Source organism: Chryseobacterium gambrini (assembly GCF_027920505.1).
Taxonomy (GTDB): domain Bacteria; phylum Bacteroidota; class Bacteroidia; order Flavobacteriales; family Weeksellaceae; genus Chryseobacterium; species Chryseobacterium gambrini.
On record NZ_CP115857.1, the window covers coordinates 2,526,426 to 2,539,683 of the forward strand.

General features: G+C 31.5%; 15 protein-coding genes. 10 read left to right on the forward strand and 5 right to left on the reverse strand.

Annotated features, from left to right (window positions below):
• Nucleotides 1–36: 36 nt before the first annotated feature.
• From PFY09_RS11390 to PFY09_RS11435, 10 genes are all read left to right on the forward strand, one after another.
• Nucleotides 37–417 carry a TraR/DksA family transcriptional regulator gene (locus PFY09_RS11390; protein ID WP_002983772.1) on the forward strand — a complete coding sequence of 127 codons (381 nt, stop codon included), beginning with the start codon at nucleotides 37–39 and terminating at the stop codon, nucleotides 415–417.
• A gap of 81 nt (nucleotides 418–498) precedes the next feature.
• A complete protein-coding gene (locus tag PFY09_RS11395; protein WP_087708319.1) occupies nucleotides 499–744 on the forward strand; it encodes a DUF6576 domain-containing protein in 246 nt (81 codons plus the stop codon).
• Nucleotides 745–761: 17 nt separating this feature from the next.
• Complete coding sequence (locus tag PFY09_RS11400) at nucleotides 762–953, forward strand: DUF2683 family protein (RefSeq protein ID WP_076396253.1); 192 nt, start codon at nucleotides 762–764, stop codon at nucleotides 951–953.
• On the forward strand, nucleotides 953–1,591 hold the full coding sequence (locus PFY09_RS11405; protein WP_087708317.1) for a lipoprotein signal peptidase: 639 nt from the start codon (nucleotides 953–955) through the stop codon (nucleotides 1,589–1,591). The genes PFY09_RS11400 and PFY09_RS11405 overlap by 1 nt, the downstream gene beginning before the upstream one ends.
• 15 nt (nucleotides 1,592–1,606) lie before the next feature.
• Nucleotides 1,607–2,251 carry a SanA/YdcF family protein gene (locus PFY09_RS11410; RefSeq protein WP_271159778.1) on the forward strand — a complete coding sequence of 215 codons (645 nt, stop codon included), beginning with the start codon at nucleotides 1,607–1,609 and terminating at the stop codon, nucleotides 2,249–2,251.
• Between the two features lie 4 nt (nucleotides 2,252–2,255).
• On the forward strand, nucleotides 2,256–3,254 hold the full coding sequence (locus tag PFY09_RS11415; protein WP_271159779.1) for a hypothetical protein: 999 nt from the start codon (nucleotides 2,256–2,258) through the stop codon (nucleotides 3,252–3,254).
• Nucleotides 3,255–3,303: 49 nt separating this feature from the next.
• Nucleotides 3,304–4,272, forward strand: coding sequence for a tryptophan--tRNA ligase (trpS, locus tag PFY09_RS11420; protein WP_271159780.1), 969 nt, complete (start codon nucleotides 3,304–3,306; stop codon nucleotides 4,270–4,272).
• A 318-nt stretch (nucleotides 4,273–4,590) separates the two neighbouring features.
• Nucleotides 4,591–4,923 (forward strand): hypothetical protein, encoded by a 333-nt coding sequence (locus tag PFY09_RS11425; RefSeq protein ID WP_271159781.1) that lies wholly within the window; start codon nucleotides 4,591–4,593, stop codon nucleotides 4,921–4,923.
• A 12-nt stretch (nucleotides 4,924–4,935) separates the two neighbouring features.
• A complete protein-coding gene (locus tag PFY09_RS11430) occupies nucleotides 4,936–5,691 on the forward strand; it encodes a GLPGLI family protein (protein WP_271159782.1) in 756 nt (251 codons plus the stop codon).
• Nucleotides 5,681–8,344 (forward strand): peptidase associated/transthyretin-like domain-containing protein, encoded by a 2,664-nt coding sequence (locus tag PFY09_RS11435; protein ID WP_271159783.1) that lies wholly within the window; start codon nucleotides 5,681–5,683, stop codon nucleotides 8,342–8,344. Before PFY09_RS11430 ends, PFY09_RS11435 begins: the two co-directional genes overlap by 11 nt.
• 59 nt (nucleotides 8,345–8,403) lie before the next feature.
• Here the strand turns inward: PFY09_RS11435 and PFY09_RS11440 are convergent, their stop codons facing one another.
• The 5 genes from PFY09_RS11440 to PFY09_RS11460 all read right to left on the reverse strand — a co-directional run bounded on the left by PFY09_RS11440 (nucleotide 8,404) and on the right by PFY09_RS11460 (nucleotide 13,138).
• The gene (locus tag PFY09_RS11440) at nucleotides 8,404–9,102 is read right to left on the reverse strand and encodes a YjjG family noncanonical pyrimidine nucleotidase (RefSeq protein ID WP_271159784.1); all 699 of its coding nucleotides are present in this window, start codon (nucleotides 9,100–9,102) and stop codon (nucleotides 8,404–8,406) included.
• A gap of 202 nt (nucleotides 9,103–9,304) precedes the next feature.
• The gene (locus PFY09_RS11445) at nucleotides 9,305–9,895 is read right to left on the reverse strand and encodes an RNA polymerase sigma factor (RefSeq protein WP_087708309.1); all 591 of its coding nucleotides are present in this window, start codon (nucleotides 9,893–9,895) and stop codon (nucleotides 9,305–9,307) included.
• Between the two features lie 195 nt (nucleotides 9,896–10,090).
• Entirely contained in the window at nucleotides 10,091–10,582 is a 492-nt protein-coding gene (locus PFY09_RS11450; protein ID WP_087708305.1) for a hypothetical protein, read from the reverse strand.
• An 84-nt stretch (nucleotides 10,583–10,666) separates the two neighbouring features.
• Nucleotides 10,667–11,947 carry a methionine adenosyltransferase gene (metK, locus tag PFY09_RS11455; RefSeq protein WP_108408705.1) on the reverse strand — a complete coding sequence of 427 codons (1,281 nt, stop codon included), beginning with the start codon at nucleotides 11,945–11,947 and terminating at the stop codon, nucleotides 10,667–10,669.
• A 240-nt stretch (nucleotides 11,948–12,187) separates the two neighbouring features.
• Entirely contained in the window at nucleotides 12,188–13,138 is a 951-nt protein-coding gene (locus PFY09_RS11460; RefSeq protein WP_076396233.1) for a LysR substrate-binding domain-containing protein, read from the reverse strand.
• Nucleotides 13,139–13,258 lie beyond the last annotated feature (120 nt).

Below are 13,258 nucleotides of genomic sequence, written 5' to 3' on the forward strand. Positions count from 1 at the left end.
TCCATTTCATAATTTTATTAAAAAAGAGAAACGAACATGTCAGACGAAAGAGTAAGATACAGTGATGCTGATTTACAAGAGTTTAAAGCAATCATTAAGGAAAAAATAGAAAAGGCTGAAAAGGATTTACAACTGATCAGAGAAAGTTTTATCAACGACCAAAATAACGGTACGGATGACACTTCCCCTACTTTCAAAGCATTTGAGGAAGGTGCTGAAACGTTGAGTAAAGAACAGAATTCTATTTTGGCCGGAAGACAGGAGAAATTCGTACGTGACCTGAAGAACGCTTTGATAAGAATTGAAAACAAAACTTACGGTGTGTGCAGAGTAACGGGTAAACTTATTCCGAAGGAAAGACTGTTGGCGGTTCCTCATGCTACGCTGAGCATCGAAGCGAAAAATATGCAGAAATAACCACAAGGTTAGCTACAATAAATTTGGGTTTATATCGTATTTCGAGGAATACTTTATAAACCTAATTTTTAATATCTACCCATGAGCGAATTATTAATTTTAGGAATTATCGTTGCCGTCGTATTGGCATTTTTCAACAGAGACCGGATTAAAAACAGGTTCTTTCCGGATGAAAAGCGTAATTATACGATTGACGATCAGTTTAATTCTGATAAACGGGAAAGGGAAAAAGAGATCGACCGTCTTCTGAGCAAGATGGGAAAAAACGGAGTGAATGATCTGTCGGCAAAAGACAGAAAAAGACTTGACGAATTGTCTAAAAAGTAAAATTTAAATTAAAAAAAATGGAATCCATAATAGTCCACACCAAAAACGCAATGGAGCTTACTGCCCTGAAAAGTGTTTTGAAAGAAATGAACATTAAGTTCGAAAAATTCCATACCAAGAATACTCATCACAACGAGAAAACGGTAAAGAAAATCGTTGACAAAAGAAACGAAAAGATAGGAAAACCTTACAAACCAAAAGGATTATAATGAAGAAGATAGCATTTGTAACCTTGCTTATTTTATTGATAGATCAGGCTTCGAAAATTTATGTAAAAACGCACTTTAATCTTGATGACAGTATTTCTGTACTTCCGGGGTTTAAATTAACGTTTGTAGAAAACCCGGGAATGGCTTACGGACTACATTTCGGAGGCATTATCGGTAAATATTTTCTGGTTCTGGTAAGAATTATCCTGATCGGCGGAATGATCTATTTATTTAAAAAATGGTTACAGCGGGGAGAATCCAATTATCTTCTGATTCCGATGGCAATGATTTTTGCCGGAGCAATAGGAAATCTGATTGACGGAATGTTTTACGGACTTATTTTTGACAGCGGAACAGTTTATGATGAGAGCATCAACAGATGGATCGGGTATGGAGGGATTTCGAAATTCACCAGTTTCGGGGAAGGATATTCTACTTTCATGAAAGGCTGTGTAGTTGATATGCTGCATTTTCCGCTGGTAGACTGGAACGTTCCTGAAAGCTGGCCTTTAATCGGAGGAAAACATATAGAATTTTTTAAATATATTTTCAACGTAGCCGATTCGGCAATTACAGTGGGGGCGGCTTTATTATTGATTTTCAGAAAAAAAGCATTTCCAAATGGTCTGGAATTTTAAAAGAAGATACTATTGATGAAAAAATTAATTAAAAACATTTTTAAAATTTTCCTGCTTCTTTTTGTGGCAGGAATTATTTTTATTGCCTGGGCGAATTACAGCATTAAAAAAGACAGCGAAGCCTATATATCATACAATATCTCAGAAGTTCCTAAAATGAAAACGGCACTACTTCTGGGAACAGGAAAAACACTGAGCAACGGAAAACCGAATGCCTATTTTTATAACCGAATTCAGGCTGCAGCCGATTTGTATAAAAGCGGAAAGGCGAAATACATTATTGTAAGCGGAGACAACAGCCAGAAAAACTATAATGAACCTGAAGATATGCAAATGGCTTTGATAGAATACGGAGTTCCAAAGGATAATATTTTTCTGGATTTTGCCGGTTTCAGAACACTGGATTCTGTTGTACGTGCAAAGGATATTTTCGGGCAAAATCAAATAATCATTGTTTCGCAGAAATTCCATAATGAAAGGGCAGTATTTTTAGCCCAACAAAACGGAATGGAAGCTTTCGGCTACAATGCTCCCGATGTGAGTAAATATGCCGGTCTGAAGACGAATCTGAGAGAATATCTGGCTAAAGCAAAAGCGTATCTGGATTTAATTTTAGGCGTAGAACCAAAGTTTGGAGGAGATAAGGTTTTGATTCCTTAAATACATGAAGATTCTATGGTTTTTCATATTGTTACTCATTATTTCCTGCCAAAAGGAGAATGTTTACTATTATTCTGATAACCGCCCAATAAAAGACAGTACGGTCATTCGTTTTGTTGAAAGGGAAATGCAAACGCTGAAAATCGACTCGAAAGAAAAGAACTTAAAAATTTTTACAACTTTAGATTCTATTTCCTATAAAAATAATCTGGATTCTATCAGAGCTAAAATTTTAGAAAAAGCATTGTCTTACAATTTAAAACAGGAAGATAAAAAAGCATTTAATGATTGGTTTAGAGAAAAAATTATTGTTGTTGATAATAAAACAAGAAAAACAATCCACTTTTACAGCTCGTTTAAAAATGCAAAATTTGACCGCTATGATGCAAATATCGGCAGTTTAAGAAAGTTTATCAGATTAGGAACTTTTCTTGCTGAAAACTCAGCTTCGGAAATTCCGCAAAATTATTTATTTAATTATGGTTATCAGACAGTTTCCTCAAACAGCCTTACAATAAACGAAAAGGAAGCAAAGTTTTTATCTCAGTTCAATCTCAAAAATTTAAAGAAGGAAGGTTACTTTTATAATAATATTTCCTTTTTAAAAGCTGCTGAAATTTTTCAAACACTCAATAGCGGCACTTTGAGAGAGCCTTTCGTTATCAATAAAATTTTAGATAAGAACAAACCAGTTTATGTTCAGCATTCAGGATCAAGAAAAATTTTCAGCGAAGAATCGGCAGAAAAAATTAAAAAGCACTTACAATATTACAAAGAACATTCTTTCGGAATTTTTAAAAATGAATTAAAAGATACTCAAAGTCTTATCCTTTTTGGAACCAATCTGGATCAATGTTTAATTCTCGATGATGGAAAATTTACGTATCTTATCTATAATTTTCGGGGAATTGTTACAGATATTCAAAAAAAGAAAGTAAAAGAAATTCCTTTTCAGTGGGTGAAAAAAAGTGGAATTCTGTACTATAATGCGATCAGAAAGTAATTTTGCTTAAATTTGCAGTTCATTAATTTTTAAATATAAATTTTAAACAATGTCAAGAATTCTTACCGGCATTCAAGCCACCGGAACACCACACTTGGGAAACCTCTTGGGTGCAATTATTCCTGCGATAGAATTATCGAAACAGGAAGGAAACGAATCATTTTTATTCATCGCGAATCTACATTCTTTAACGCAGATTAAAGACGCGAAAGAACTGAAACAGAATACCTACGAGATTGCTGCGGCTTGGCTTGCTTGTGGATTAGATACCGAAAAAACATTTTTTTACAGACAGAGCGACATCCCTGAAACCTGTGAACTTTCTTGGCATTTATCATGTTTTTTTCCTTATCAGAGATTAACTTTGGCGCATTCATTTAAGGATAAAGCAGACCGTTTGCAGGATGTGAATGCCGGTTTGTTTACGTACCCTATTTTAATGGCTGCAGATATTTTATTATACGATGCGGAGATTGTTCCGGTAGGAAAAGACCAACTTCAGCATTTGGAAATTGCGCGTGATGTAGCTTCCAGATTTAATAATCAGATGGGAGAAGTTTTTGTTTTGCCTCAATCTGAACTTCAGGAAAACACAAAGTACGTTCCCGGAGTTGACGGACACAAAATGTCTAAATCGCGAGGAAACATCATCAATATTTTCCTGCCTGAAAAGGAACTGAAAAAGCAGGTAATGAGCATTGAATCGGATTCTAAAACTTTAGAAGAGCCTAAAGATCCGGAAACGGATAAAACTTTTGCCATCTATCAGTTAATTTCCACTCCGGAACAGACTGAGGAACTGAGAGCGAAATATTTAGCAGGAAACTTTGGTTACGGTCATGCGAAAAAAGAACTTCTGGATCTTATTTTAACAAGATTTGAAAAAGAAAGAGAACTTTTTTCTTATTATATGAACAATCTTGATGAACTTGAAGCAAAACTTCAGGAAGGTGCAGCAAAAACGCGAGTGATTGCTACGCAAACGATGAAAAGAGTGAGAGAAAGTCTGGGAATTTAATTCTAACTTTTAAATATAAAGCAAAAGCCTTTCGATTTGAAAGGCTTTCTTATTTCTCAAGCTATACCGATAGAAATTATTTTATCATATTAAAATTTTATGCATTTTTACTATAAGTAAATTTTTAATGAAATTATAATTTCTAAATTCTTTTATAAAGTAAATTATAATTTAAATAGAAACCATTTCATAACAAATCTTAAAAAAGCTAACAACCAAATCAATTTCAGTCATTTAACATAATAAAATTTTTCATACCTAATCAAAGTAACTTGAAATTTAATTTTATATTTGTCATCTAATTTTAAATTCATAACTATGAAAAAAATGTTATTTACAGCAGTTTTACTTGCTGGAACAACTTTAGGATTTGCTAAAGATAATGTAAAAAAGAACGGAACTGATGTTACTTTAACTGAAAACAAAACTGTAACAGTAGTTACTGAAAATAATCAGAATGAAAAAGGTGAAGATGTTTTCAATTGCACCATGTCATTTATCGAACGAGAATATAACAACTGTGGTGAATATCAAGGTTCATATGTAGAGAGTATTGAATTACCAAGCGCTTTATGTGGTGACATGGATAATGGAATTATTATGCATGTAAGTAATATAAATAACGGTTTTGGCGATTGTTGGAATGGTTAACAAATAAAAAATATGAAAAAGCAATTATGCTTAATTTTATTATTCTGTCTTGTGCTTTTAAAAGCACAAGACAATTTTATTCTATATAATAAAATTATAGACGATACGGGGCAAACTAAAGTTTCTGAAAACTTTTTATTATCTTATAAAAACAATACATCTATTTTCTGTTTTTATAAAAAAGATATTGCAAATAGTCTAAAAGATTTCCTAAATGAAAACATTCCTATAAGAAGTAGTGAGATTATTCGAAATACAGGAAATAATTTTGAAATTAGAAGTATTAGTTTTACAAAGGAGCCTCTATATTCAATAGATAATTATCAGAATTTTAATTGGATAATTTCTAAGAAAGATGTTAAAGATATTATGGGATATAAATGTTTTAAAGCAACAGGTAAATTTAGAGGAAGAACATATATTGCCTGGTTCACTCCAGATTTACCAAATGATGTAGGTCCATGGAAATTTAGAGGTTTACCTGGGATAATATTATCAATATCTGATTCTGATAATATTTTTACTTTTCAGGCTATAGAAATACACTTAAATGCAACCAATAAGTATACTATTTCTGAAAGGATAAATTTTGATAAAAATCAAAATTATATATCATACAAAGATTTCATAGACAAAGAAAATTCTCACATTAATAGTGTACGCAAAAGAATTGAAGCAAATAGATCAACAGGAACGGTTGTAGTTTCACGATCTAATAATAGGGATTTTAAAATAGAAAAATCTTTTGAATGGGAAAATGTTAAATAACAATATACAAAAGATAATTTTTTTATTTTTTATATTTCTACTCACTAATCTTTATTCACAATCCACAGTCATAGTAGGCTCTGTTTTTTTTAATTCAGAGCCTATTTCTCATGCAAATATTCTTTTTTTAGACGACAAAAGCCAAATTGATTCATTTATTTTTAGCGATAATGATGGTAAGTTTTCGTTAACCACCCATTTTAAAGGAACAGGAAAAATAAAGATTACAGCTTTTGGATTTGTAACTTTTGAAAAAGAACTTGTAATAAATCAAGAAAATTTGAATATCGGAAGAATATCTTTAAAAGAAGCCATTAAAGATATACCGGAAGTTATTATAAAAAATAAAAAGCCAATTACTCTAAAAAAGGACACTATTGAATATAAAGCTGCATCTTTTGCCAATGGTACAGAAAATAATTTAGAAGATTTACTGAAAAAATTACCTGGCATCGACATTGATAAGGATGGTAAAATTAAAATTGGACAAAAATCAATAGAAAAGGTTTTGGTTGAAAATGACGATCTATTTGAGAAAGGGTATCAGATTTTAACGCAAAATATGCCTTCAGCACCGATTGAAAAGATACAGGTAATAAGTAAATATTCTAAAAATAAACTTCTTAAAAACATTGAGAATAGTGAAGCAATGGTATTGAATATTACTTTAAAAGATAAATCTTCTAATCGTTGGATGGGAAGTTATCTTTTAGCATCAACTAGCTATGTTGAAAAACTTAGACAGGTGAAAATTAATCTAATGAGTTTCTCTAAAAAGAAAAAAATATATCTTCTTTTTAATACAAATAATATTGGAATTAACGAAATGAAAGGTGTTGAATATTTTATAAAAAATTCAACAGAAAATTCGGTTGAAAATATTGGAAATATAGAAAATTCAACTAAAATTATTAATCTCCATGTATATAACAGTTTATTTGAAGAGAAAAGAACAAACTTTAATAACGATTACTTAGGCGCATTTAATTACATAAAAAATTACGGAAGTGGATATTATTTAAAAATCGCAGGAATCTACAATAAAATTGGAAATGAAAATCAAATTAACAGTGTTTATAATTTTGATTATGATGGTTTAAAATTCAGCAATAAAGAAGAGAAAATTTGGAAGCTTAAACAACAAAATATTGTAACAAAACTAGAATTAACTAAAGATTTCAAGAATAATTCTTCTGTCAATTTTTATAATAAATTGAGTTGGATTGATAACAATAATGATAACAATTTTATATTTAATAATGAGTATAATCCGCAATATGGATTAAATAAAATATTTTCCAATGAAAATAAATTAGTTTACACAAAAAAAATTGACAGTTCCACAGCTATTGTAGGAGTGGGGAGATTTATGCTACAGGACAGACCTTATTCCCTTACTGAGAAGAATAATCTTGTTCAAAAAATTTTTAATCATCCAGCATCTGAATTTTTACAGCAAGATATAGACTCAAAATATTCTTATAGTGGATTTAAAATCTCTTATATTAAATCATTTGAAAAGCATAATATTGAATTACCAATCGGTGGAGAAAATCAGATAGATAAATTATTATCTAAAATACGCCTATTAGATAATAATAAAAATGAAGTTTGGGCTAATAAAGACCTAAATTTTGATAATAATTTAGAAATAATAAAAACCAATTTTTTCATAAATCCAACTTATCAATACAAAGCTGAAAAATGGAAACTTAAAGTAAGTGGAAATAGCAGCTTTCTAAATGTAAAATCAGATAATAAAAATACGTTTAATGATTTTTTGTTTTCTCCTACTTTTACAATTCGTTACGAGAACAAATCTACAGGGAATTTTGCATTAGAGTATATTAAAACTTTTTCAAACACCGAAATTACAGATATATACAATGGGTATATATATATGGGAAATAGAATTTTTGCAAAGAGCAATACTGATTTCAATATATTACCAAATTATAATATCAATTTTGATTACCAATTAGGGAATGTTTTAAAAGAAAGCATGAGTTTTAATATTAATTATTTACACAATAATGACTATATGTCAAGCAACTTTATTGTTAATTCGGATTATACTTTTAATCAGAAAATTATACTTAAAAACAACTATTATTTAAATGTAAATTTGGAACTTAAAAAATTTATTAATCTAATTAATTCAAGATTTAGTTTAATTAATAAACTCTCAAAATCTTCTTATGAAAATAGTGTTAATGATAGTAGGATTCAAAAAACCAGGTCTACTAATTACACATTAGGCTTTGAACTAAAATCAGGTTGGCTGAAATCTATTAATTATGAATTAGGTTATAATTGGGTATTTAACTATTTGACGTTTACAAATAATAAAAGAGATTATATAAATCAAAACGGTTATTTTAATTTATACTATAATCTTTCAAGCAAGTTATTTATAGATTCAAATATAGAGTACTATTTATTTGGACAGTCTAATCAAAAACACAGCACTTTTGTTGATTTAAAAGCTTCATATAAACTAATTGATAGTAAAATGAATATATTTATTCAAGGAAGAAATTTGTTAAATACTAAATATATTAGTGGATATAGTATAAATAATATTAGTGAAAGTTTTTATACCCAAAAATTACTACCTTTAAGTATTTTAATTGGATTTAATAAAAATTTTTAGAACTCTAAGGACTCAAAATTTTCTAATAATAGTTTTTTCATTACATGGTTAGCGAGACACTATCCTAAATACTCTTTAATCTGCAAAAGATGCGTAATTACTTTCAAGCCTTCTTCAGATTTGTTTTCCTTTAAAACATCAAAGAAAATAACATCCATACCAAAATTCTGAGCACCGACAACATCTGCAACCCAGTCATCGCCAATTAAAATACTGTTTTCTTTTGTGGCTTCTGAAAGATTCAGAGAATATTCAAAAATTTCGGGACGTGGCTTTCTTACTCCGACTGTATCTGCGCTTGTGATAGTCTGAAAATATTTATCAATGCCGGATAAAATACACTTTCTCTCCGTCACTTCTTTGAAACCATTTGAAATAATATGCAGGGTATAATTTTTTGCTTTAAGATATTCCAAAATATATTCTGTCCCTTCTACCAGCTCATTATGATTGAGAATTTTATCTAAAAAATGTTCTTCAAAATACATCGACAATTCCGGATCATCTACTCCAAAACGGTTAAAGGTATCGTAAAAACGGTGTTTCCTGAGATATTCTTTATCGATAATTCCATCGCGGATATCTTCCCAGAGTTTTTCATTAATTTCATGATAAACAGAATGGAATTCTTCAAAATTGATGTTGTACTTTAACCCGATTTCTTCCTTCTCAAAAAGATCTTTTATCGTTAAATATGCATTGCGGCGGTGATCCCAAAGTGTATTATCGAGATCAAAAAAAATGTGCTGAATTTTCATACAGCACAAAATTAATAATTTTAATTCTTGGATACCGGATAATTTTTGCCTTTGGCTTTCACTACCTCGACGCTCTTTGAAAAGTTGAGTAAAAACTCAATGGTTTGTTTCTTAGGTTTCAAAGCTTTCACTTTTAAGGGATCATTTTTTCTCATAGGCGAAAATGTTTTCCTTAAAAACGAGAATTTTCCGAAATTATTATCTAGCGTGTTAAGATAATATTATTTTCTTCCATGATTTTTCTCAGGTTAATTAAAGCATAGCGTACTCTTCCCAGTGTAGTGTTAATACTCATGTCGGTATGATCTGCAATTTCTTTAAAGCTTAACCCGTCAAAAAATCTTAATTTAATGACTTCCTGCTGATTTTCAGGCAGAAACTGAAGCATTCTTAAAAGATCTTCCTGAATCTGATTGGTAACCAACTGATCTTCGATATTTTCGGAAGGCTCTCTCAAAAGATCAAAAACAGAATATTCGTCCGTTTCAAAAGTAGTTTCTGAAACTTTCATATTTTTAGATTTCAATCTGAAATGATCGATAATAAGATTGTGAGCAATTCTTTTTGCCCAAAGAATGAATTTTCCTTCCTCGTTATAGCGTCCTTCCTTCAGCATAATGATAATTTTCATGAAGGTATCCTGAAATACGTCATTTGCTAAATCTTCATCATTAATTTTGTAAAAAATGAATGTAAACAATTCTCTTTGATGGCGATGTATAAGGGTAGACAACGCCTCTTCGTCTCCTTTTTGGTAAAGGGAAATTAGTAAACTATCCGATTTTGATTTCATAACTTCTTCTCAATAAATAATGCTGACTATAATTTTTCCAGATATTTTATCTGGCTTCAGCTGTAAATACAAAACAATTCTTCAGAGTAAAGTCGAATCAATAGGCGGATACAATTTTTCTATGGTGTAAATATAATAAATTTTTAATAACTGTTAACCATTTATTAATTTTTTACGAGAAAAATTTAAAAAAACCTATTTAAACATGTCATGAATGAATACAGTAGGGATATTTAGTGTAAAATTAACATTCACCCCTTTCAGTTCTTTACCATTGATTCCGCTGTTTCCGATCGGAAAAGCATAACCTCCGGTAAGATCCAGAATCCCGAAAAGCGTAACGCCTACTTTTGGAGCAAAATATTTATTGGTTCCTTCTGCTCCCATCAGAAAATAATAGGAATGGTTGAAGTCTACATTTTTTTCAAAATTCAGTAAAACATCCGCGGAAATTTTGGGCATAATCGCAAATTGGGAATGCGCAGAACCCATCAAAGCAGAACCTCCCAAACGGTAAATAACATCATCATTTTTTAAGAAAAGCAGCTTCCCTCCTATTTCCCCGAAACTTTGGTTTTGGTAAGTATATCCTACACTTATCATTTTGTGTACCGTTAACTGTGCTTTAGCAAATGTACTCAGGAAAAATACGGAAAGGATTGCGATTGCAGATCTGGCGTTTATCATCTTCAAATTTTATTTAATGTAAAAATAAAAAAAACTGCCTTATCAAAAAGATAAAGCAGCCATTTATATTGTATCTGTTTAAAATTAAATTCCGAAAGAAGCTTTAATCTCTTCTACTTTGTCTAATTTTTCCCATGTAAAGAACTCAAGATTTTCCAGAGTAAGCTCATTTTTATGACCTTTATTGAAAGTTTTGCTGGCAATATAATGCTCTTTTCCCATGTGTCCGTAAGAAGCCGTTTCCTGATAGATCGGGTTTCTCAGCTTTAAGTTCTGCTCAATGGCGTAAGGTCTCAAATCGAAGATGGTAGACACTTTTTTAGCAATTTCTCCATCGTTAAGATCTACTTTTGCCGTTCCGTAAGTATTGATATACAATCCACAAGGTTCTGCAACCCCGATTGCGTAAGAAACCTGTACCAAAACTTCATCGGCAACTCCTGCAGCTACCAAATTTTTAGCAATGTGTCTTGTTGCATAAGCAGCACTTCTGTCTACTTTTGAAGGATCTTTTCCTGAGAATGCACCACCACCGTGAGCTCCTTTTCCTCCGTACGTATCTACGATAATCTTTCTTCCTGTAAGACCTGTATCTCCGTGAGGGCCTCCAATTACGAATTTACCTGTCGGATTGATATGATATTTGATCTGATCGTTGAATAACGCTTTAATTTCTTCTGTCTGTAAAGCAACTACTCTAGGAATCAGAATATTTTTAATGTCTTCTCTGATTTTGTTCAGCATTTCTTCTTCAGATCCGAAATCGTCATGCTGTGTAGAAACTACGATAGAATCGATTCTGATTGGTTTGTGATCGTCAGAATACTCAATCGTAACCTGAGATTTTGCATCAGGACGAAGATATTTAATTTCTGAATTTTCTCTTCTGATCGCAGAAAGTTCCTTAAGAATAGTATGTGCAAGATCCAGAGCCAAAGGCATATAATTTGCCGTTTCGTTGGTTGCATATCCGAACATCATTCCCTGATCTCCTGCTCCCTGTGCGTTTGCTTTAGCTTCGAAAGACTCATCATTTACCGCTCTGTCTACCCCCTGATTGATATCCGGAGACTGCTCATGAATTGCAGAAATAACCCCGCAAGAATCTCCGTTGAACATATATTCTCCTTTTGTATATCCGATTCCGTTGATAACTTCTCTGGCAATTGTCTGAACATCAAGATAAGCATCCGATTTTACTTCACCTGCCAAAACCACCTGTCCGGTTGTTACAAGAGTTTCGCAAGCTACCTTTGAATTTTTATCGTATGCTAAAAAGTGATCGATTAATGCGTCGGAAATCTGATCGGCAATTTTGTCCGGATGTCCTTCTGAAACGGATTCAGATGTAAATAAATAAGACATATTATTCTGTTTGTTTTTTAGATTAAAAAATATACGAAGAAAAATAAGAATAAATTGTCTAATGAAGGTCTAAAAAAGAATACTGTTTTAGCATATTTTTATAGAGGTTGCAATCAGGTCAAATTTTTCCTCGTTCGTAAACGTTGGCAAATTTAAGTACTATTTTTTAATACTCAAAATTTTTGTCTACTTATTATCTCTTCTTTAAATTAATGATTTGATGATATTTAACATAAAACACTATTGCGGTTTTATGCTTACAAATTCTTTCGGATTTTCGTGATAATTCAGTTTTTTCTCTAAAGAATTTCTGATAGAATGCGATAATTCATCAATAATTTTCTGCTTAAAGGTCGGTTTGTAGTAAATAATGCTGATTTCTCTGTACGGGAAAGGCTTCTTAAATCTGAAAACATTCTCCTTCTGTACATCAGAAAGCTGATTAAGAGCCAGCTCCGGCAAAATACTGATTCCTCCTACTTTATCCACCATGTGAACCAAAGTCTGGATATTAGAAGCGAGAAAATCTAAGTTTTTAGGCTTTAATGTATTTTCTTTTAAATGACAGATATTTTCGAATTGGTTTCTCAGACAGTTTCCTTCTTCAAGCAGCCACACTTTTTCTACATTCAGTTCTTCAGGAACCACATAAGAGTTTTTCTTGTTGGCTTCTTTCTCAGAACTGTAAATCATCAATTCTTCATTAAATAAGAAATCCTGATAAAATTCATCTGCCGCATCATAAGGTGTGGAAATAATTCCGGCATCCAACTCTCCTGCTTTCAAAGCTTTGATGATGTTGTCTGTCGTCATTTCCTTTACATTCATCTGAATTTTCGGGTTTTCTTCCAAAAATTTGAAGATTTCTGTAGGCAGGATGAAAGAAGAAACGGTAGGAATAATTCCGATGTTGATGGTTCCTCCTAAAATATTGTTTAAAAGATTGGCTTTATTTTTAAGTTCATTGACAGATTCTATAATCACCTTCGCCTGATCGATGATCTGAAGCCCAACATCTGTGGTACGGATCGGGTGCGTTGTTCTGTCGAAAACCTTCACATCCAGTTCATCCTCAAATTTCTGTATCATTGCACTTAATGTAGGCTGCGTAATGAAGCATGCTTGAGCCGCTTTCCCAAAATGTTTGTACTTATCAACCGCGATAAGATACTCGAGTTGCTGAATGTTCATCTGATTAATATTATCTATTACAAAGATAAAATGTTTTTGCCATTTGCAATTAAAAATTCAAGTAAATTTGATATTTAGTACCTTTACATAAACAAATACAGTTAAAAAATCATTCACAAA